The sequence below is a fragment of the Sorangium sp. So ce406 genome (assembly GCF_051474675.1).
Lineage (GTDB): Bacteria > Myxococcota_A > Polyangia > Polyangiales > Polyangiaceae > Sorangium > Sorangium cellulosum_G.
The window spans coordinates 5,107,417-5,125,441 of record NZ_CP150340.1 but is presented as its reverse complement, the minus strand read 5'-3'; the positions used below and the strand labels follow the sequence as shown (position 1 = coordinate 5,125,441).

General features: G+C 75.3%; 14 protein-coding genes and 1 pseudogene. 7 read left to right on the top strand and 8 right to left on the bottom strand.

What is annotated here, in order from left to right:
- Nucleotides 1–42 precede the first annotated feature (42 nt).
- Genes WME96_RS18720 through WME96_RS18710 form a run of 3 tightly spaced genes read right to left on the bottom strand, consistent with a single transcriptional unit; the run spans nt 43 to nt 4,744 of the window.
- Nucleotides 43–1,143, bottom strand: coding sequence for an ABC transporter permease (locus WME96_RS18720; RefSeq protein WP_437291471.1), 1,101 nt, complete (start codon nt 1,141–1,143; stop codon nt 43–45).
- Nucleotides 1,140–3,851 carry an ABC transporter substrate-binding protein gene (locus tag WME96_RS18715; protein ID WP_437291470.1) on the bottom strand — a complete coding sequence of 904 codons (2,712 nt, stop codon included), beginning with the start codon at nt 3,849–3,851 and terminating at the stop codon, nt 1,140–1,142. Before WME96_RS18715 ends, WME96_RS18720 begins: the two co-directional genes overlap by 4 nt.
- Complete coding sequence (locus WME96_RS18710; protein ID WP_061619022.1) at nt 3,851–4,744, bottom strand: alpha/beta fold hydrolase; 894 nt, start codon at nt 4,742–4,744, stop codon at nt 3,851–3,853. The genes WME96_RS18715 and WME96_RS18710 overlap by 1 nt, the downstream gene beginning before the upstream one ends.
- Nucleotides 4,745–5,097: 353 nt before the next feature.
- Here WME96_RS18710 and WME96_RS18705 point away from each other — a divergent pair, with 353 nt between their 5' ends.
- Together WME96_RS18705 and WME96_RS18700 are read left to right on the top strand one after the other, a co-directional pair.
- A complete protein-coding gene (locus WME96_RS18705; RefSeq protein ID WP_437291469.1) occupies nt 5,098–5,616 on the top strand; it encodes a MerR family transcriptional regulator in 519 nt (172 codons plus the stop codon).
- Nucleotides 5,617–5,857: 241 nt separating this feature from the next.
- Nucleotides 5,858–6,634, top strand: a complete 777-nt coding sequence (locus WME96_RS18700; protein WP_437291468.1) for a sigma factor-like helix-turn-helix DNA-binding protein — start codon at nt 5,858–5,860, stop codon at nt 6,632–6,634.
- Here WME96_RS18700 and WME96_RS18695 read toward each other — a convergent pair whose 3' ends face one another.
- The 4 genes from WME96_RS18695 to WME96_RS18680 form a co-directional block, all read right to left on the bottom strand.
- Entirely contained in the window at nt 6,635–9,157 is a 2,523-nt protein-coding gene (locus tag WME96_RS18695) for a hypothetical protein (protein WP_437291467.1), read from the bottom strand. It lies immediately after the preceding gene.
- Nucleotides 9,145–10,023 carry a hypothetical protein gene (locus WME96_RS18690; RefSeq protein ID WP_437291466.1) on the bottom strand — a complete coding sequence of 293 codons (879 nt, stop codon included), beginning with the start codon at nt 10,021–10,023 and terminating at the stop codon, nt 9,145–9,147. Before WME96_RS18690 ends, WME96_RS18695 begins: the two co-directional genes overlap by 13 nt.
- Before the next feature lie 68 nt (nt 10,024–10,091).
- Nucleotides 10,092–10,733, bottom strand: a complete 642-nt coding sequence (locus tag WME96_RS18685; RefSeq protein WP_061612599.1) for an RNA polymerase sigma factor — start codon at nt 10,731–10,733, stop codon at nt 10,092–10,094.
- 203 nt (nt 10,734–10,936) lie between these two features.
- Nucleotides 10,937–11,131, bottom strand: coding sequence for a hypothetical protein (locus WME96_RS18680; RefSeq protein ID WP_437291465.1), 195 nt, complete (start codon nt 11,129–11,131; stop codon nt 10,937–10,939).
- Between the two features lie 458 nt (nt 11,132–11,589).
- Between WME96_RS18680 and WME96_RS18675 the strand changes: the two genes are divergently transcribed.
- Nucleotides 11,590–12,135 (top strand): hypothetical protein, encoded by a 546-nt coding sequence (locus WME96_RS18675; protein ID WP_437291464.1) that lies wholly within the window; start codon nt 11,590–11,592, stop codon nt 12,133–12,135.
- The gene (locus WME96_RS18670) at nt 12,135–12,689 is read left to right on the top strand and encodes a septal ring lytic transglycosylase RlpA family protein (RefSeq protein WP_437291463.1); all 555 of its coding nucleotides are present in this window, start codon (nt 12,135–12,137) and stop codon (nt 12,687–12,689) included. Before WME96_RS18675 ends, WME96_RS18670 begins: the two co-directional genes overlap by 1 nt.
- A 57-nt stretch (nt 12,690–12,746) precedes the next feature.
- Here the strand turns inward: WME96_RS18670 and WME96_RS18665 are convergent, their stop codons facing one another.
- Complete coding sequence (locus WME96_RS18665; RefSeq protein WP_437291462.1) at nt 12,747–15,173, bottom strand: PQQ-binding-like beta-propeller repeat protein; 2,427 nt, start codon at nt 15,171–15,173, stop codon at nt 12,747–12,749.
- 233 nt (nt 15,174–15,406) lie between these two features.
- On the opposite strand from WME96_RS18665, the gene WME96_RS18660 reads away from it, so the two are divergent.
- The 3 genes and pseudogenes from WME96_RS18660 to WME96_RS18650 all read left to right on the top strand — a co-directional run bounded on the left by WME96_RS18660 (nt 15,407) and on the right by WME96_RS18650 (nt 17,913).
- Nucleotides 15,407–16,033, top strand: coding sequence for a CDP-alcohol phosphatidyltransferase family protein (locus tag WME96_RS18660; RefSeq protein ID WP_061617996.1), 627 nt, complete (start codon nt 15,407–15,409; stop codon nt 16,031–16,033).
- A gap of 112 nt (nt 16,034–16,145) precedes the next feature.
- Nucleotides 16,146–16,624 (top strand): annotated as a pseudogene (locus WME96_RS18655) (Uma2 family endonuclease).
- Nucleotides 16,625–16,770: 146 nt separating this feature from the next.
- Nucleotides 16,771–17,913: an outer membrane protein assembly factor BamB family protein gene (locus WME96_RS18650; protein WP_437291461.1), complete on the top strand. Its 1,143-nt coding sequence runs from the start codon at nt 16,771–16,773 to the stop codon at nt 17,911–17,913.
- The last annotated feature ends 112 nt before the right edge of the window (nt 17,914–18,025 follow it).

The window sequence follows — 18,025 nt, the reverse complement described above, 5'->3', positions numbered from 1 at the left end:
GCGGATCGCCGGTCGCGACAGGCCTGAACGCGCCCGCCGCGCTCAGCGCGGCCGCGATCGGAGCCGGGGATCGAGGGCCAGCGCCGCGAGGTCGAGCGCCAGGGTGGCGAGCACGATGGCGGCCGAGGCGAAGAGCACCGTGCCGACGATGAGCGGGCCGTCCCGGTTCTGCAGCGCCTCGACGGCCATGCTCCCGACGCCGGGCCACCGGAAGAGCTTCTCCGTCACGATCGCGCCGCCCGCCAGCGCGCCGAAGTCGAGCGCGGCGAGCGTGGCGAGCGGCAAGAGCGCGTTGCGCAGCGCGTGGACGACGAGCGCGCGCAGGCGAGATGCGCCCTTGGCCCGCGCGGTCCGGATGAAGTCCTGGCGCAGCAGCGTCCTGAGCTCCTCGCGGACGATGCGCGCGTAGAGGGCGCTGCCGAACAGGCCGAGCGTCAGCGCCGGCAGCACGAGGGAGCGCAGGTGATCGGCCGCCGTGACGCCGTACCCGTCGTACGGCAGGACCCGGAGCTCGTGGGCGAGCACGTACTGCAGCGCGGGTCCGATCACGAAGGTCGGGGCGCTGGCGCCGACCAGGGCGGCGCCGAGCGCGGCGTCCTCCCAGATCGTCCCGCGGCGGGCCGCCGCGACGATCCCGAGCGCGAGGCCGAGCAGGAGCTGCACCAGCAGGGCGGCCAGCGCGAGCTCCACCGAGCGCGGCGCCTTCGCCTCCAGCAGATCCACGACCGGCTTGCGGTAGTGGAAGCTGTAGCCGAGATCGACGTGCACGCCGAGCGGCCCGGCCGCGCAGCTCCGGTGCTCGGGATCCGCGCGCGGGCGCTGGCCGTCGCCGTCGCCGCCCCCCGCGGGACCGAGGTGCACGAGCCGGCGGACGAACCGCGCGAACTGCACGGGAACCGGGCGATCCAGCGCGTAGATCGCCCGGACGCGCTCGAGATCCGCGGCCGAGGCCTGCGGGCCGACGAGCATCCGCGCCGGGTCCCCGGGCAGGAGGTACGCGATCCCGAACGAGACGGCGGTGACGCCGGCGATCAGGATCGCCGCCCACGCGAGGCGCCGGAGCAGGTGCGCGAGCGCGGCGCCCATCGCGGAGGCGCGGCCCGCGCGGGGCGCGGCGGTGGGGCGCGGTCGCGGGGCGCTCATCGCGGGAGGGCGGCGCGCGCGAGCAGCGCCCCTGGCGGCCCGCCGGGCCGCGACCTGTCAGCGAGCGACCTGTCCGCGCGCGCCCCGGCGCGCGGCGCGGGTCGCGCCGCCGGGTCGAGCCAGACCTCGTGGAAGCGCGACGGGATCACGGCCGAGCGCTCGTAGCCGCGCAGGTACGGGTGCCAGAGCTCGATCAGGCGCGCCGTGTGCGTGGGCACCCAGGGCGCGAGATCGCGGACGATGCGCTCGGCCTGATCGTAGAGCGCGAGGCGCCGCGCGCGGTCCTGCTCCGCGTGGGCGGCGTCGAGCGCGCGATCGAGCGCCTCGCTGCTGAAGAAGGCGTAGTTCTGCGAGCCCTCGTCGCGGATGGCGCGCGACGAGAGCGTCGGCTCGAAGATGCTCGCCGGATCGGGGAAATCGGCCTGCCAACCCACCCAGCCCATGGGGACGGCGCGGCGGCGCGAGACCTCGGCGAGGTAGGTCGCCCAGCTGACGAGGCGCAGGCGGACGCGGAGGCCCACCCGCGCGAGCTGCTGCTGGAAGATCTCGCCGAGCGCCTGCTCCAGGGTGTCGGGGACCGCGATGTAGTCGATCGCCTCCGGATAACCGCCCTTCCCGGTCGCCGGGTCGTACGGGTAGCCGGCCGAGGCCATCTGCGCGAGGGCGCGCGAGAGGTCGTGCCGGCGCATCGGCTCGTCGCGCGCGGGGCCCGGGATCGACGGCGGCAGCACCCGGTCGAGGGCGACGAGATCGGGGCGCACCTTCTCGAGCACGGAGGGGTCGAGCGCGAAGGAGACCGCGCGCCGGACGGCGAGCCGGTCGAACGGCGCGAGCTCGGTGTTGAGGAAGACCGCGTTGGTCCTGTGCCGGGTCACCCAGCGCATGCGCCCCGCCCACGCGGGGTCGGCGCGGTAGGTCGCCGCGTCGATCGCCGTCAGATCGCGCAGGTAGTCGAGCTCTCCCTCCTCGAACCTGTAGCGCTGCGTCGTCGCGCGCACCCCGGTCTGCCACGCGATCCCGTCGAGGTACGGCAGGCCCGGGCGGAAGTATCCCTCGTGCCGGGCCAGCCCGATGCTGCCGTCCTGGTCCCACCGCTCCAGGCGGAACGGGCCGGCGCCGCAGGGCGGGGGAGGGCTCGCCGCGTCGACCACGGCGCCGGACGAGGGGCACACCGGCGCCATGAACGCGAGCGTCATGCGCGGCAGGAACGTCGCGTCGGGCGCGCGCAGATCGATGGCGACGGCGTGGTCGCCGAGCACCCGCACGCCGGCGAGGTGCGGCGCCTCGCCGCTCCGGTACGCGGCGAACCCCTCGATCATCTCGTACTCGCTCGCGCCCGGGCTCGGCGTCCTCGGGTGGAGCGTCCGCTCGATCGAGCGCTTCACGTCCGCGGCGCGGAGCTCCGCGCCGTCGTGGAACCGCACTCCCTCGCGCAGCGTGAACACGTACGTCTGCCCGCCCCGCTCGACCGCGATCGCGCGCGCGAGATCGGGCGTGAGCTGCCCGTCGCGGTCCCACGTGACCAGGCGGGAGAAGACGAGCTCCGCGACAGCGGTCGAGAGCTCGTCGTAGGCGATCGCCGGATCGAGCGTGCGGACGTTGACGGTGGTCGCGAGGCGCAGCGTCCCGCCGCGCACGGGCGCCTCGGGCGCGCCCGGCGGCGCCTCGCTGCCGAGGGGCGGGCGCACGCGGCTCGGCGAGCCGATCGAGAGCAGGAGCAGCGCCCCGCCCGCGAGGAGCAGGTCGACCGGCAGGCGCCGCCCGCGCGGCAGCTCGGCGCCGGCCGGATCGAGCGCGTCGCGGAGCCCCTCGCTCGCGCGGTGGAAGCCGAGCACGGCGAGCAGGATGGCGAACCCCGGCGCCGCGACGAGGAGCGGCTTCACCCCGAGGTACGGCTCCGCCTCGTGCAGCATCCGGCCCCAGGTCGCGGTCGGCGGCTGCACGCCGGCGCCGAGGTAGCTCAGGGCCGCCTCCGCGAGGATCATCTGCCCGGCGCTGATCGTCGCGAGCGCGAGCAGCGTCCCGCCGACGTTGGGCAGGACGTGCCGGCGGACGACGTGCAGCGGCCCGGCGCCGAGCGCGCGCGCGGAGGCCACGAAGTCGCGCTGCGCGAGCTCCAGCGTCTTCGCCCGGACGACCCGCGCCGCGCCGGTCCACCCCGTGAGGCCGAGCACGAGCAGGATCGTCCCCGCGTCGGCCCTGCCCACGGCGACGCCGATCGCGGTCACGAACAGGAGGTAGGGCAGGGCCAGGATCACGTCGACGAGCCGCATGAGCGCGCCGTCGAGGGCGCCCGCCCGCGTGCCGCTGGCCATGCCGGCGGCGACGCCGACGAGGGCGCCTAGCCCCGTGGCGACCACCGTGGACGCGAGCGCGATGCCGAGCGAGAGCCGCGCGCCGTGCGCGAGGCGCGCGAGGAGGTCGCGGAACAGCGGGTCCGTCCCGAGCCAGTGGGCGGCCGACGGCCCGGGCGGCGCGCCGAAGGCGTCGCGGGACAGGCTGAAGTCGCTCGCGTTCGGGTCGTGGCCGACGACCGCCGGCCCCGCGACGGCGAACAGCGCGAGCAGCGCGACGATCGCGAGGCCGAGCAGCGCCGACCGGTCCGCGAGCAGGCGCGTCGCCGCGTCGTCGCCGAGGAGCGCCCGCGCCGCGCGCCGGCCTGCCTGCGCCGCCCCGCGCGCGGGCGCGAGCCGGGCAGAGCGATCCATCACCGCTTCCCTTCGAGGAACTGCGTCACGAGCGCGACGAACTCCTCCGGCCGCTCCTCGTGGGGCGAGTGCCCCGCGTCCATGATCTCGAGCATCGCGCCCGAGATCTCGCGGGCCAGCCGCTGCGCGCTCGCCGCCGGGAAGATGCGGTCGTCGCGCCCCCACACGACGAGCGTCGGCGCCGTGACCCGGGTGAGGCGCGCGACGACGGGGCGCGCGTCGAGCACCGCGCGCATCACGGCGTGGGCGCTCTCGCGCGCCGAGGGGGCGTTGAAGAGGTCGTAGTGCCGGTCGACGCGCGACATCGGCACCGCCGCGTCCGCCCGGAAGATCTCGTCGCGGAAGAACGACCGGAACGTCCCGCGGCCGTGGAGCTGCTTGAAGAAGATGCCGCCCACGATGGGCAGGAGCGGGAGCTTCATCCTGAAGCTCTTCGGGAACGGGTAACAGAGCGCGTCCTCCAGGACGAGCCGCTGGACGAGCTCCGGGTGCTCGGCCGCCAGCGTGAGCGCGACGGCCGCGCCCATCGCGTGGCCGACGATGTGCGCCCGGCCGACGCCGAAGGCCGCGATGAGGTCGGCCACCGCCTCGGCGAACGTCTCGATGCCGTAGGCGTACCGCGCCGGGCTCGGCTTCTCGCTCTCCCCGAACCCCGGGAGGTCCGGGGCGATGACGTGGAAGCGCTGCGCCAGCGCGTCGATCACGTCGTCGAACTCCAGGTGGCTGACGAGGAAGCTGTGGATCAGCAGGAGCGCCGGGCCGTTGCCGGCCCCGGCGACCAGGACGCGCATCCTGACCCCCCGGGCGGTGACGTCCCTGATGACGCGTTCGACCGGTCGGGGCGCGGCGGGCGGGGCCGCTCCCCGACCCTCGCTGGCGAGGGCCTTGGCCATGGTGGCGACGAGACTATCAGCCCTTTTGTCTGAATTGGCCGATGTGTGTCAGGGTAAGGGCGATGTCGCTTCACGAGCTCCCCCGCGCGCCGGGCGCCCCGCCGCTCCCACCCATTGCCCCCGGCGCCCCGTTTTTCCCGCCTGGACCCCGACTTCGCGACGTGCGGAGCGGATCGAGCCGCGACCACGACGGACGAAAAATGTCCGAGGCGTGTCAAGAACCCCAGGAAAGCACCGCGTCCCGCGACAGCCACACAATAATCGTAGTCGCGTCAATTGACTGTATTCCATTCAGTGGAATAGAGTCGCCCGCGTCGGTTGGGTAGGGCCTCCGGCAATCGATGGGAGGACCGGTGCAGAGGATCCCCGAGGACGTGCTGGACCGCATTGAGCGCGAGCACGCCCAGGGGATCACCTCGAGCGATATCCTCGAGCTGTTCGCAACGCATGGAATCAAGTTCAGCGAGGCGACGCTCCGGAAGTACGTGCAGCTCGGCCTGCTCCCGCGAAGCGTGCGGGTCGGGCGCAAGGGCAAGCATCAGGGTTCGCAGGGGATGTATCCGGCCACGGTAGTCCGCCAGGTTCAGCGCATCAAAGAGATGATGGCCCAGGACTACACCATCGAAGAGATCCAGCGTGAATTCCTGTTCGTGAGAGGTGATATCGAGGAGCTCGAGCGCACGATGACCAAGGTCTTCAGTGCGCTCAGGGATGCCGCGAAGGAGAGGCGGAGCGAGACGAGCGGGAGGGCGATCGCCCAGGACCTCGCGAGCGCAGAGACGCTCGCGCGGGAGCTCGTCGCGAAGCTGTCGTTGATAGAAGAGCGCTTGATGGCGCAAGCGCGGCTCACGAAACAGGCGGCCTCGTCGTGAGGGGCCGAGTCGCAGGACCTTCGTCTTCGTTGATGTGATCGGGGCCGCAAGCGCGGCCCCTCCTGGGGACTGGTGCGATCGACGGGACGGGCGTCGGCTCGTTTCGTCGTAATTTTTCAGGGACGGCATCCGGCGTTACGTCGGGCAGAGAGCGGTGACCTTCGCGCTCGAGCTGGGACTCGGGACGTTGAGGGAAACGCGCGCGCTTGAGAGCGGAGACGCTACCAAACGGAGGCAGCGCATGGCGACGGTGTCTGAGAGCGAGCTCGAGATCTTCGGCCTGGACGGTGCGGATGCGGTGGGCGGTGAGTGCGACCCGGCCGGCTCGAACGAGCCAGTCGTGGAGGGGGCGCTCGCGCTCCAGGTCGACCCCGCGGCGCCCGGGAACCCCATCACGCGCGAGCAGCGTCGGTCCCGGCGCAAGCGCGAGATCCGGGCGCGGACGATCAGCGTCAAGCGCATGACCAAGCGCGAGCTGGAGATCGGCCGGATGCTCTATCCGGAGACCGACTATTACAAGCCGCGCATGCGCGCCGAGTGCGTCGACGGCCCGAGGCCGTGCCCGTACGTCTCGTGCCAGCACCACCTCTATCTCGACGTGTCGGCCAGGACCGGCGCGATCAAGCTGAACTTCCCCGATCTCGAGGTCTGGGACATGAACGAGACGTGCGCGCTCGACGTCGCCGACCGCGGCGGCACGACGCTGGAGGACGTGGGCGCGATCATGAACCTGACCCGGGAGCGCATCCGCCAGGTCGAGGTCAAGGCGCTCGCGAAGCTCGAGGCGCTGAAGGACATGATGGCGCTCCGCGACTACGTCGACGAGGGTCCGGTCGGCAAGCGCCGGCTCCCCGTGCTGACCCAGCCCGAGGAGGACGAGGACGAGGACGAGGTCGCGCTCGACGAGGACGAGGACGAGGGCGCGGGCGGCGACGCGGAGGACGAGGGCCTCGAGGCGACGGGCGCCGAGCGGACGGCCGGGCTCGAGGACGCCGGCGACTTCGACGGCGGGGAGTGATCAGTCGGGCCGTGCTTCCACGGTCACGATCGCGTCCGCGCCGAGCGCGCCCGAAAGGAAGGCGCGCCACGCGGCGAGCGTGGCCTTCGCGGGAGGCGTGCGCGAGGCGCGGCCGTTGAAGAGGTTGATGAGCCGGCGCCGGGGCTCCGCGAGCGCGTCGCGCTCGCGCCGGGCGACGAGGGCCTCGGCGCGGCCGAGGTCGGCGTCGGTGACCCGCTGCGCGAGGCCGGCGAGGAGCTCCTTCACGCGGGTCGAGGCGTCGCCGAGATCGGCGCTCGGCGCCCGGACCTCCACCGCGAGCGCCGCCGCGCGCGTGCCGCCGAGGAGGCGGGCGCTCGCGCGCGCCGCGAGCTGCCGCCTCGAGGTCGCGGCGTCCGCCGGAGCCGCGGTCGCTGCCGGAGCGGCTGGGGCGGCCGCTGGAGGGGTCGGCGCGGCGAGCGCCGCCGCGAGCAGGCCGTCGGCGCCATTGAGGGCGGCGACCGTGAGCTCGGCGAGCTCGCGCGCCGTGGCCTCGCGCGCGGCCGGGAGCCGCGCGCCGACGACGGCCTGCGAGAGGGCCGTCCCCGCCGGCAGGCGCGCGTCGTGGTGACCGGGCCGGGGCACGACCGCGCCGTCCGGTGAGCCGCACGTGCGCGGCGCGAGCCGCGGCGCGAGCCAGCGCTCGGCCGCCTCCGCGGCGGCGGCCGCCTGCGCGGCGTCGGCGTTGGCGAGGACGGCGAGCCGGAGCGGGCCGGTCGCGAGCGCCTGCCAGCGGAGCTGCACCGTCTCGAGCGCGCCGCTCGCCACCCGGTCCCAGACGCCGAACGGCTCGATCCAGGACGGGTGGTCCGGCGCGATCGCGGAGGCGAAGGCCTCGAGCGCCGCGGCCCGCCCGCCGGAGAGGCGCTCCAGGTGCTGGAGCGCCGCGGCGCGCGCCTGCGTGAGCGCGTCGGGGCCGAAGGTCGTCGCCGCGACCGTGCGCGCGGCGGCGCTCGCCACGCGGCGCCCGAGCTCGGCCGGCGTCTCGCGATCGTCGCGGAACGGCGCGTGCGCGATCACCCCGACGGCGTCCGCCGTGACCCAGGGCTCGATCGTCACGTCGAGCTCACGCCGCCGCGTCTGCACGGCCGCGAGCGCGGCGAGCGCGGTCGCGCCTGCGTCGTAGAGCCCCTCCTCCGCGACGCCGCACGGGCTCGCGAGCAGCACCCAGACCTCGCCCTGCCCGCGCTCGACGAGGGCGCGCCGCTCCAGCGCGGGCTGCGCGCCCGCCGCGAGCGCGCGCGCGAGCTCGGTTTCGAAGGTCCGCGCGCCGGCCTCGCCAGCCCCTGCGGGCCGCGGCGGCTCGGCGCTCGGGGGGACGCCGAGCGCGGTCGCCCACCGCTCCGGCGGCGCGCCCGGGGCGCTCCCCGAGAGCGCCCACCAGGAGGCGCGCGCGCCGGCCTCGCGCGGGTCCTGCGCGGTGAGGATCTGCCGCGTGACGACCGCGGGGCCCGACGGCGCCGCGAGGTCGCGGCGGATCTCCTGCCGCGCCACCGCGGCCGCGAGCGCCGCCGAGGTCTCGACGGGCGGGGCCGCGGGCAGGTCGGACGCCTCGATGGTCACGCTCACGCAGCCGCCGCGCGGGCGGGCGATCCCGAGCACCTCGACGGTGCGGAACGGGGAGGGGAGCGCCGAGAGCCGCGCGCGCAGCGGCGACCCCGGCGCGCCGAGCCGCTCGGCCGCGGCGACCGCCGCCTGCGGGCTCGCGACGCGCGCGGCGATCGTGACGCGCGCGGCGCGCCGATCGAGCTGGTTCGTCGCGTACACGCCGATCGTGTCCGCCGCCGGCCACGCGTCCGCGGGCGGGCCGCCCGCGGGCCAGCCGCCCGCGTCCTCGGCCGCGCGCGCGGCGTCCGCGCAGAACGCGGCGGGGCCGACCGCGGCGATCGAGGTGCGCCCGGCGTGCAGCGCCGCGGTCCGCCACCCCTCGAGCTCGCGCACGCCCGCTGGTGTCGCCAGGTCGACCACGGGCTCGGCGCCCGCGAGGCCCAGCCGGCCGGTGCACGCCGCGATCGGCGAGAGCTCCGGCGCGTCGAGCGGGCTCGCGCGGAGCGCCTGCACCCGCTCGATCGCGCGGGCGACCTCCGGGCTGCCGGCGACGATGGGCTGCGCGAACGCCGCCGAGAGCGCGCGCAGGAACGGCGCGACGCGCGACGCGTCCTTGACGAGCAGGCGCACGCGGAACGCGCTGCGGTCGATGCGCGCGTCGACGTCGAAGCCGGCGGCGAGCAGCCGCGCCTCGACCACGGTGGCGAGCGCCGTCGTGGCGACGGAGCCGAGATCGGTCGCGACCGAGGCGACGAGCGCGGGCGCGGGGTCGCCGTCGCGCGAGACGAGCGTGAGCCGCGGCCGGGCGTCGAGGTGGCGCACCTCGATGCGCCCGACGCTGCCGTCGGGCGTCGAGACGAGGGCGTTTCCCGGCGACGGCGGGGCGCCGCGCGTTGCGCCGGCGCAGGCCGCGAGCAGGACGAGCGGCAGCGGGAGCGCGGGCCTCAGGGAGCGCATGCGTCGTCGACCGGGAGCGGCGCGTCGTCGGGCTGGAAGTCAGCCGGGCATCGCGGGGCGATCTTGAAGCCGTAGAAGTAGGTGAGCACGCCGGTGACGGAGCGGAACGAGGCGCCGGCCGCGAGGGGCGGCCCCTGGGCCTCGAGGTCGTAGAGCTCGTTCGACAGGCTCGGGACGTCGGCGGCGGGCACGCCGGCGCCGACGTTGATCGACGCGGTGTAGCGGCCGCCGCTGCTCCTGGGGTCGCCGGCGATCTTGATGCCCTCGACCCGCACGAGCATGCCGATGTACCTGCGGGCGGACGCGTAGCGCTTCAGGTCGTCGATCGGCACGCGGATCGGCCTCGCGGGGCGGTCCTCGAAGCGGAAGCTCATGGTGCCGCCGATCTCGGGCAGGGTGCGGCAGTCGCCGAACCGGCCGGACGAGGGGCCGAGGAACTCGGTGAGCATGCCGCTCAGGTCGACCACGTCGCCGGGGACGAGCCGCAGGTCGGGCGGGCTGAACGCGGGCTGGAAGACGGTGATGCCCGAGTAGGCGGCCGGCTCGTCGGCGAGGTCCTGCACGTAGTGGTTGCCATGCGCGCCCTCGCCGGTCTCGTCGAAGCGGTCGATGGCGACGAGGGTGGCGCCCGTGACGTGGGCGCGGCGATCGGGCGGCACGGCGCAGCGCTCGCTGTCCTCGTCGTCCGGGTCGAGCCACCCGGCCTCGCCCACGAGCTCCGCGATGCGCGCGCCGCCGCCGCGCTCGTCGGCGAGGGGGATCCAGGGGGCGTCCCCGTTGCCGCCGCCGCACGCGGCGAGCAGCGGGGCGGCGGTCACGACGACCGCGGCCGGGAGGGCGGAGGAGGTGCGAGGCGAGCGGGCCATCCTCTCCGGCTCATACCACAGGGCCGACGGGCGCCGAGCCCTCTTCGGGCCCTTCGATGCGGGGCGCCTCACGCCGCGAGGCGCGCGTCCGACAGCATCGCCTCGAGGCGGCTCTGGATCTTGTGCCGCTTCGTGTAGACGGTCTTCACGCTGATCCGCATCCGCTCCGCGATCTGCTCCGGGGGCAGGCCCTCGCCGAAGTAGAGCGCGACGAACTCGCGGTCCTTGTCGGAGAAGTCGTGGAGCACCTGCCCCACGAGCGCGGCGCGCTCGCGGCGCTCGGCGTGGTCCTGGGGCGACGGGCGCTCGCACGGGAGCTCGACCGCCGCGTCGTCGAGCGGGGCGCAGCGCGGCGCGCGCCGCGCCCCGCGCAGGTGGTCGTAGGCGCAGTGGACGGCGAGCGTGCCGATCCAGGAGCTCAGCCGCGCGCCGCGGCCTTCGTCGAAGGTCCTCAGCTTGCGCATGTCGTTCGAGAGGAGCTGCATGAGCAGCGTCGCGTGGATGTCGCGGATGTCGTCCTGCGCCACCACGGCGGAGAAGCGGGCGATCACGCCGGCGATACACCGGTGGACGAGCCGATCGTACCGGGCGTGGAAGGCGCGCCAGGCGCGCTCGTTCCCCGCGATCATCTCCTTCACCAGCGCCCCTTCGGCGACATCGCCGAGGTCTTCCGATCGTTCCTTGCCGCAGAGAAGCACGTCGTTGGACATGCCGGGCACGAGTGCACCCAGCGTGCCAGCGCCGCCAGCGCGGGAGAGAACGGCGGCTCGGCGGCGGTGTGCCGCCGTGGGCCTGTGACCGTACCTTGAGCGCTGTTAACGAGGGTTCACTGCGCTCCGAGCACCGGCGCAGGGCGCGGAGCGCTGACCGCCGCGCCGCCTTTCCGGGAGGGGGCCTCGCGGGCCGGCGGCGGTCACAGGTAGCGCTCCACGGAGAGGCCGCGGCCGAGCGCCACGTCCTTCAGCGCCTGCGCCATGAAGAGGTACTTCTCGACCTCCTCCTTCGAGATGCGCGTGCGCGCCTCGAACGCGTAGAACTTCGCCAGCTTGTGCTTCTTCTCGTCGCGGTAGCGCTCAGCTCCGGTGCTCGGGGTCGCCCAGATAGTCAATCTGACATCGACCTTGAGAGCATGGTTGCTTCCCCCGGGGGACGCCGGCGCGTGCTGCCGGCGAGCAGAGGTGTCGTGTCCGTCGAGGCGCCGGCGGGCGCGGCATCGACGGAAGCGCGATCGTGAGTCCTGGAGAGCGCGTCGACGCGTGTTGCTCGGCGCCGGCTCGGTGTTCGATCGTGTCTTCGCCGGGCACGACGTGATCGCCGTCCTGAGGTCGGGCGCGGCACGTCACCCCAGCTCTCCCCGGGAGGCCGCGTGCTCGGGATGGGCCCGGTCGCTCCGGCGACGCTCCGCGAGCGCGCGCCGCACGGCGGGAGGAGGTGGGTCGCGCCGCCGGGAGGTGACCCCGCTACCCGGGTGAAAAGATCCAACCACGCGCCCTGGCGCGGCGTCGCTCCGGCGGGGCCGCGCACATCGGCTCTGCGCGCGGCCAAGTTTCGGGCTATGGACGGATCGTGCTTTCCGGTCGCGCCCTCGCCCTCGCGGTCCTCGCGTGGTCGTTCCTCAAGGTCGCGGTGCGCCGTCTCTTCGACGGCCCGAGCGGCCTTGCGCTCTTCCACGAGAACTACGACGCCGATCGCCTGCCGCCCCTCTCGCCCGCGGAGCGCGCGGCCCTGCCCGGCTTCTCCCGCTGCATCGCGTGCGGGCGCTGCGACCTCGGGGAGGCCGAGCGCATCGCCGCGTCCGGCGGGGCGTACCCCGGCCTCATGACCGTGGTGCTCGCGTCCTCGCGGAGCATGCCGGACTTCGACGCCGCGGCCCTCGCGCTCGCGCACGTGCCGGAAGCGGTGCTCGCGGAGAAGGAGCGGATCTGCCCGACCGGCGTGCCGTTCCGCGAGCTGGCCAGGTTCGTGCGATCCAAGGCCAGCGCCCAGGCGGCCCTGTCCGCGAACGGGGAGGGGAGCGAGCCCGCCGCCCTCGCCCTCGTCGCCGCGGTCGCCCCGCCCGCGGCCGACCTCGACCCCTCGTCGGCCGACCGCGCCGCGCCCGAGGCGACGTGATGACGCCGCAGGGGCGCCGCGCCGCGGGGAGGGCGCTCGCCTTCCTGTTCCTGTTCTGCACCCCCGCCTGCGCCGCCCACCAGCCGGTCGCGCCGCGGACGAGCGCCGAGCCGATCGCGCGCACCGTCGCGCCGAGCACCGCGCCGGTGCCCCCGCGGGGCCGCGACGACGAGCCGGACGAGGACGACGGCCGCATCTCCACGCCGGTCGCGCCCGCGAGCGCGCGCGACGCGAAGAAGGGGGTCGCGATCCAGCGCGGGCGCGCCACCTATTACGCCGACAAGTTCAACGGCCGCGCCACCGCGAGCGGCGAGCGCTACAACCCCCGCGCGCTCACGGCCGCGCACCGGACGCTCCCGTTCGGCGCGCTCGTCGACGTCATCCGCCGCGACGGCCGCCGCGTGCGCGTGCGGATCAACGACCGCGGCCCGTTCAAGCGCGGCAGGATCATCGATCTGTCGCGCCGCGCCGCCGAGCGGATCGGGCTGATCAAGGACGGCGTGACCGACGTGACGCTCGAGCTCATCTGGAAGCCGTCCCGGCGGCCGCGCTGACGCGCGCGCGGACGTCCGCGCGCGCGGCCCGCGCCGCCGCGGCGGCGCGGGCCGCCGCTACTGGACGAGGCTGAGCCGCGGGGCCGCGGCGAAGGCGGCGAGGTGGCCGCTCTCCTCGGCGACGTAGACGTCGCACCGCTCGTCGACGCGCAGGAGATCCGGGATCAGATCGGTCGGCACCTTGCCGAGCAGCGCGCCGTCGCGCGGCCGGACCACGTGCACCTCGTTCTGCGGCACGAACAGCGCGCCCGAGCGGAGCACCGGCTCGAGGCGCCGCGGCCTGTCGCCCTCGACGCCGCCCGCGATGACGTGCCGGTACCGGACCGCGCCGTCGTGCGCGCCGACCCCGACGATCTCGCCCGCCTCGCTGTTCACCACGACCACGTCGTCGACCATCAGGCACGAGGCGGTCGCCGCGCACGCGGTCAGGTCGAAGCGCGTCGCCCCGGTGCGGCGGTCGAGCCCCACGAGCCCCGTGCCGCGCCGCCCGTGGGTCACCACGCACACCGTCTCGGGCCCGAGCAGCGGGGCGCCGACCGGCGCGACGTGCTTCGGCAGATCGACCGTCCACCGCGCCTCGCCGGACCACGGGTCGAGGTGGTGCAGCCGCGCCCCGCCGCGGCCGACGAAGGCGCCGTCGCCGGCGACGGCGAAGAGCGCGTCGTGATCGACCGCGACCGGCGACGCGAACGGGAGCCGGTCGCAGAAGCGCCAGACGACCTCGCCGCTCAGCACGTCGAGCGCCGCGAGCGCCGGCTCGCCGCTGCCGACCACGACGAGCTTGCCCGCGCGGCGCAGCCGGAAGTTCTCGCCGCGGCGCGCGGCGTAGCGCCAGCGCACCTCGCCGGAGTAGAGGTCCACCGCGGCGAGGTGGCGCGTCCCCTCGCTCACGATGAGCATCCGGGGCAGCCCGGGGGCGCTCACCACCGCGCCCGAGGCGTTCGCGCCGACGCGCGGCGAGAGCCGCGTCGACCAGGCGACCTCGCCGGACGCGAGCTCGTGGAGCTGAAGCGTGCCGTCGGGCAGCAGCCGGCCGAGGCCGACCGGCGTCATCACCGAGACCGCGCGCGGCGCCGGCTTGCGCCACAGGCACTCGCCGGTGCGCCGGTCGATGCAGGTGAGCTCGCGCGTCGAGCCCACCACGAGCACGTCGCCGCACAGGAAGGTGGCGCGCAGGTCGAGCGATGGGATCGCCGCGATCCACCGCGCGGTGAAGCGCAGCCGGGTCCGCCCGAAGGTGTCCTCGGCCGCGGCCTGCGGGCGCGCCGCCGCCGCGAAGGCGCGGTAGGTCTCCGGGGCGACGTTGATCTTCGCGTCGTTGCGCGTCAGCTCGCGGAGCCGCTCCGCGAGCTCGCGGACGCGCGCCCGGAACTCGAACAGGCGCAGGTTCGATGCCTGCCCGCGGTCGCGGCGCACGAGGCTGCGCGCGAGCGCCCGCCCGAACGCGACGACGCCTTGGGCGAGCGCCGCGACGTCGACGGCCGGGAAGGTCCAGGTCTGCGCCCGGTCCTCGGCGGCCGAGAAGGCCGAGCCGCGGCCCGGGCCGAGCGCGCGGGGGTCGGCGGACCCGGGGCGGCCGGCGCGGGGCACGCCGAGCGTGAGCGACAGCGCGCCCTCGCTGTGCAGCCGCACGCCGAGGATGGCGCCGCCGACGGTGAGCCGCCGGTGGTACGGCTGCCGCCGTGCCCACGCGTCGAGCGACTCGAGCGAGAGCGACGCGAGCTGCTCGGCGAACGGGAAGATGAAGACGTCGGGCAGCTCGCGCGCCTCCTCGCCCACGAGCACGCGGAGCTTGCCCCGGAAGAGGAGCGAGAACAGGTCGGCGCGGAGCACGGCCGGCTGCGCGGCGGCCGCGCCCTGCGACGTGCGCAGGAGCGCCTCGGCCGCGATCACGATCGGGATCTCGCCGGTCGGCTCGACGCCGACGATCGCGGGCTCTCCGCCCGGATCGTCGGACGAGAACGGGAGGGCGGCGGTGAGGGCCCTGCGCGCTGCGGGGAGCCGGAGCTCGCCGAGCCCGCCGAGCTCCGCGTCGTTGTCGGCGAGGGCGGCGTCGCGGCGCAGGGCCGCGCTCCTCGGCGGGGCGAGCCGGTCCATGGCCGCGAGCAGGCGCGCGCAGAGGGCGTCGCCCTCGAAGCGCCGCTCGTGCAGGGCGATCTCGGGCACGTCGCCGCCGTGGAAGACGGTGACGAGGAGATCGCGGCCGACGCGCTCCAGCCCGAGCTCCCAGGGGTCGGGCTCGAGGCACAGGCGCACGACGGCGCGCGCGCGGCGTCCGGCGGCGAGCTCCGCGGCGGCCTCGGCGAGGTCGCAGAGGAGCGGCAGCGCCTCGGTCTCGGCGCGTAGCGGCAGCGCCGCTTCATCGAGCGGAGGGGGCGTGTTGCGCGCCCCCTCCAGGACGAAGTCGAGCAGCTCGTGCAGCGACGTGCGCTCGGGCTCCGGTGAGCATCGGGTGGTGTCGGCGACAAGAGACAGTCCGGGCATCCGTTGCTGGATGCTAGGCAGGGCGGAGCCGGGTCCTAAGTTTTGTGCGCGGATAGCCGCGGAGTGGACAAGCCCGTGGCACCTGACTAGACAGCGCCGCCGCCGGGGAGGGCCGCCGCCGGCGCGGTCGTTCGAGGAGCGCTGCGGCCGAAGGGCGGCTCGGGTACGCTGGCGCGCCGCGCGGATTGGTGGGCAATCCAACCGGACGTGCAACACTCCGCACCCCGAGCGCCATGTCTCCCGAAAGACCGCCCCATTTCTCGATGCTCCGGTCGTTCGCGCTGGCCGATTTCGTCACGCTGGCGAACGCGGCGAGCGGGACGCTCAGCATCCTGCTCTGCCTGAACTACGTGGCCGAGCGCGAGCGCATCTACATCTGGGTGGCCTTCGGGCTCCTGCCCCTCGCGCTCGCGTGCGACGTCCTCGACGGCACGATCGCGCGCTGGCGTCGCAAGCACTCGCCGCTCGGGGCCGATCTCGACTCGCTCGCCGACGTGGTCTCGTTCGGCGTGGCGCCGGCGGTGCTCGGCTACGCGCTCGGCCTGCGCGGGCCGTGGGACGCCGCAGCGCTCGTCTACTTCGTCGCGTGCGGGATCAGCCGGCTGGCGCGGTACAACGTGACGGCGGCCGAGCTGTCGGACGAGCGCGGGAAGGTGCGTTATTACGAGGGCACGCCGATCCCCACGAGCCTGCTCATCGTGCTGCTCTTCGGGGTGCTCTTCGCCATGGATCGCGTGCACGAGCAGCTCTGGCTCGGATCCATCGCGCTCGGTCCGTGGGCGTTCCACCCGCTCAGCCTGGTCTACGTCGTGAGCGGCAGCGCGATGGTCAGCGGGACGCTGCGGATCCCGAAGCCGTAGCGGGGAGGGGGCGGCGCGCGGCGGGCGCCGTTCCCCTTTTCGGGCCGACCGCGTCTCCTGCCTCTCTCGCCGCCGCCTTGCCTCCGCTCGGGCCCCCGGGCACGCTCCTGTCATGGGCCAGCCCGCCGAGAAGCTCCGCCGCGCGACGTATGCCGATCTCGCGGCCGTCCCGCCAAACAAGGTGGCGGAGCTCATCGGGGGCACATCCTGGACGAGCCCGAGCTCCACTTCCCGGATCCGGCGTCCCCGGGGGACGTGGAGGCCCTCGTGCCCGATCTCGCTGGCTGGCGCGTGGAGCGCATGCCCGAGCTACCAGAGACGGCCTTCTTCCCGCTCGCCCCGGATTGGATCTGCGAGGTCCTGAGCCCGTCCACCGAGGAGGTTGACCGCACCGAGAAGATGCCCGTCTACGCGCGCGAGGGCGTGCTCCACGCGTGGCTGGTCGATCCGATCCAGCGGACCCTCGAGGTCTTCTCGCTCGTGCCCGCGCGCGGACTGGCTCCCGTCGCGACCCACCGGGACGCGGCGCGGGTCCGGATCGAGCCCTTCGACGCCATCGAGCTCGGCCTCTCTCTGCTGTGGGCGAAGTAGCGGGCGGCGCGCAGCCTGTCGCCATCCCTGGTTGCCCTTCGAACCCCTCGATCCTGGCCGCTGCGCGCCGTGGCGAGGCAGCGCCGCCCGCGCGCCGCTCACGGTCGCTCTCGATCGCGGGCAGCCGCCGGCGATAGACTGTCGCGATGCGGCCCTGCAGGAGCTGTGGCGCCTCGCTGGAGGCAGGTGGTCATGGGGGGATCACATGTCCGCGCTGCGGCGCCGAGAACCCCCCCGTCCGCGGCGCGGCCGCGCCGCCGGTCGCGCCGCCCGCAGCGCCGCTGACCGCCCCTGCGCCCGCCCCGGGCCCGTCGAGGGCGGTGAAGGCGCTCCTCGCCGCGACCATGGCCGTGGTGGGTGTCGGCTTCGCGGTGATGTTCTTCGCGCGCGTCGAGCAGCCGCAGGAGCCGGCGCCGCGCGCGCGCCAGCTCACGACGCAGCTCGACGCGCTCTGCTTCGTGGACGCGAACGGCGACGACGCGCCCGACCCGGTGCTGTGGCAGGACGGCAAGACGCGCGGGCGGGTCGTGGCCATCGACGGACGGAGCGGGCAGGGGCTCTGGTCGTCGCAGGAGTTCGAGCGGCCGGACGCGCTCGCCTGCCCGAACGGGAGCACGGTGCTCGCGGGCGGCGGGGAGGAGCCCACGCTGCGCGCGCTCGACGCCCGCACGGGAAAGGAGCGCTGGGCGGCGAGCCTGCCCGCGGTCCCCGACGAGGTCGCCGGCGGCGACGGCTGCGCGACCGTGGTGATGAAGGACGGCGCGGCGATGGGGATCGCGCTCTCCGGCGGCGAGGCGACCGACTGCCCGACCGCGCCGGCGCCTGCGGCGATCACCGGGCACTTCTGGGAGCGCAAGAAGAACCCCCGCGTGGTCCAGGTCGGCGACGTGGAGGTCGCCCTCACCGTGCCCGCCGAGGGGCCGCCGCGCCTCACCGCCGAGGGGCGGCGCGGCGGCGCGTCGATCTGGAAGCGGGATCTCCCGGCGCGCGCGCCGGTCTCCGGCGGGCGGCCGGACCTGTTCCTCGTCGCGAGCGGCGGCGCCGCCGTGGTGCTCGGCCTCGACGTCGTGGGCGGCACGGAGCCGCGGATCATCGCCCTCGACCCCGCGTCCGGGGCGAGCCGGTACGAGGTCCCGGCGGGCTACCTCGGCGAGCGGCTCCTCGTGGCGAAGGCCTCGGGCCCCTACGTGTACATCGTGAGCGGCGCGGCCGTGAGCGGCGCCGCGCTGCGCGCGATCGATCCGGCGACCGGAGGCACCGTGTGGCGCGCGACCCCGCCGACGCCGTGATCCGGCCCTGCGGGCGCGCTCGGCAGATGTGAGCTGACCCTGCGGGCGCGCTCAACAGGAGGCGAGCTGACCCTGCGGGCGCGCTCAACAGGAGGCGAGCCGACCCTGCGGG

Excerpts from the sequence above, each read along its gene's own strand:
- WME96_RS18650 (WP_437291461.1), top strand. The coding sequence starts at position 16,771 with ATGCGGCCCTGCAGGAGCTGTGGCGCCTCGCTGGAGGCAGGTGGTCAT.
- WME96_RS18685 (WP_061612599.1), bottom strand. The coding sequence starts at position 10,733 with ATGTCCAACGACGTGCTTCTCTGCGGCAAGGAACGATCGGAAGACCTC.
- WME96_RS18720 (WP_437291471.1), bottom strand. The coding sequence starts at position 1,143 with ATGAGCGCCCCGCGACCGCGCCCCACCGCCGCGCCCCGCGCGGGCCGC.
- WME96_RS18700 (WP_437291468.1), top strand. The coding sequence starts at position 5,858 with ATGGCGACGGTGTCTGAGAGCGAGCTCGAGATCTTCGGCCTGGACGGT.
- WME96_RS18660 (WP_061617996.1), top strand. The coding sequence starts at position 15,407 with ATGTCTCCCGAAAGACCGCCCCATTTCTCGATGCTCCGGTCGTTCGCG.
- WME96_RS18665 (WP_437291462.1), bottom strand. The coding sequence starts at position 15,173 with ATGCCCGGACTGTCTCTTGTCGCCGACACCACCCGATGCTCACCGGAG.
- WME96_RS18690 (WP_437291466.1), bottom strand. The coding sequence starts at position 10,023 with ATGGCCCGCTCGCCTCGCACCTCCTCCGCCCTCCCGGCCGCGGTCGTC.
- WME96_RS18715 (WP_437291470.1), bottom strand. The coding sequence starts at position 3,851 with ATGGATCGCTCTGCCCGGCTCGCGCCCGCGCGCGGGGCGGCGCAGGCA.
- WME96_RS18710 (WP_061619022.1), bottom strand. The coding sequence starts at position 4,744 with ATGGCCAAGGCCCTCGCCAGCGAGGGTCGGGGAGCGGCCCCGCCCGCC.
- WME96_RS18670 (WP_437291463.1), top strand. The coding sequence starts at position 12,135 with ATGACGCCGCAGGGGCGCCGCGCCGCGGGGAGGGCGCTCGCCTTCCTG.
- WME96_RS18695 (WP_437291467.1), bottom strand. The coding sequence starts at position 9,157 with ATGCGCTCCCTGAGGCCCGCGCTCCCGCTGCCGCTCGTCCTGCTCGCG.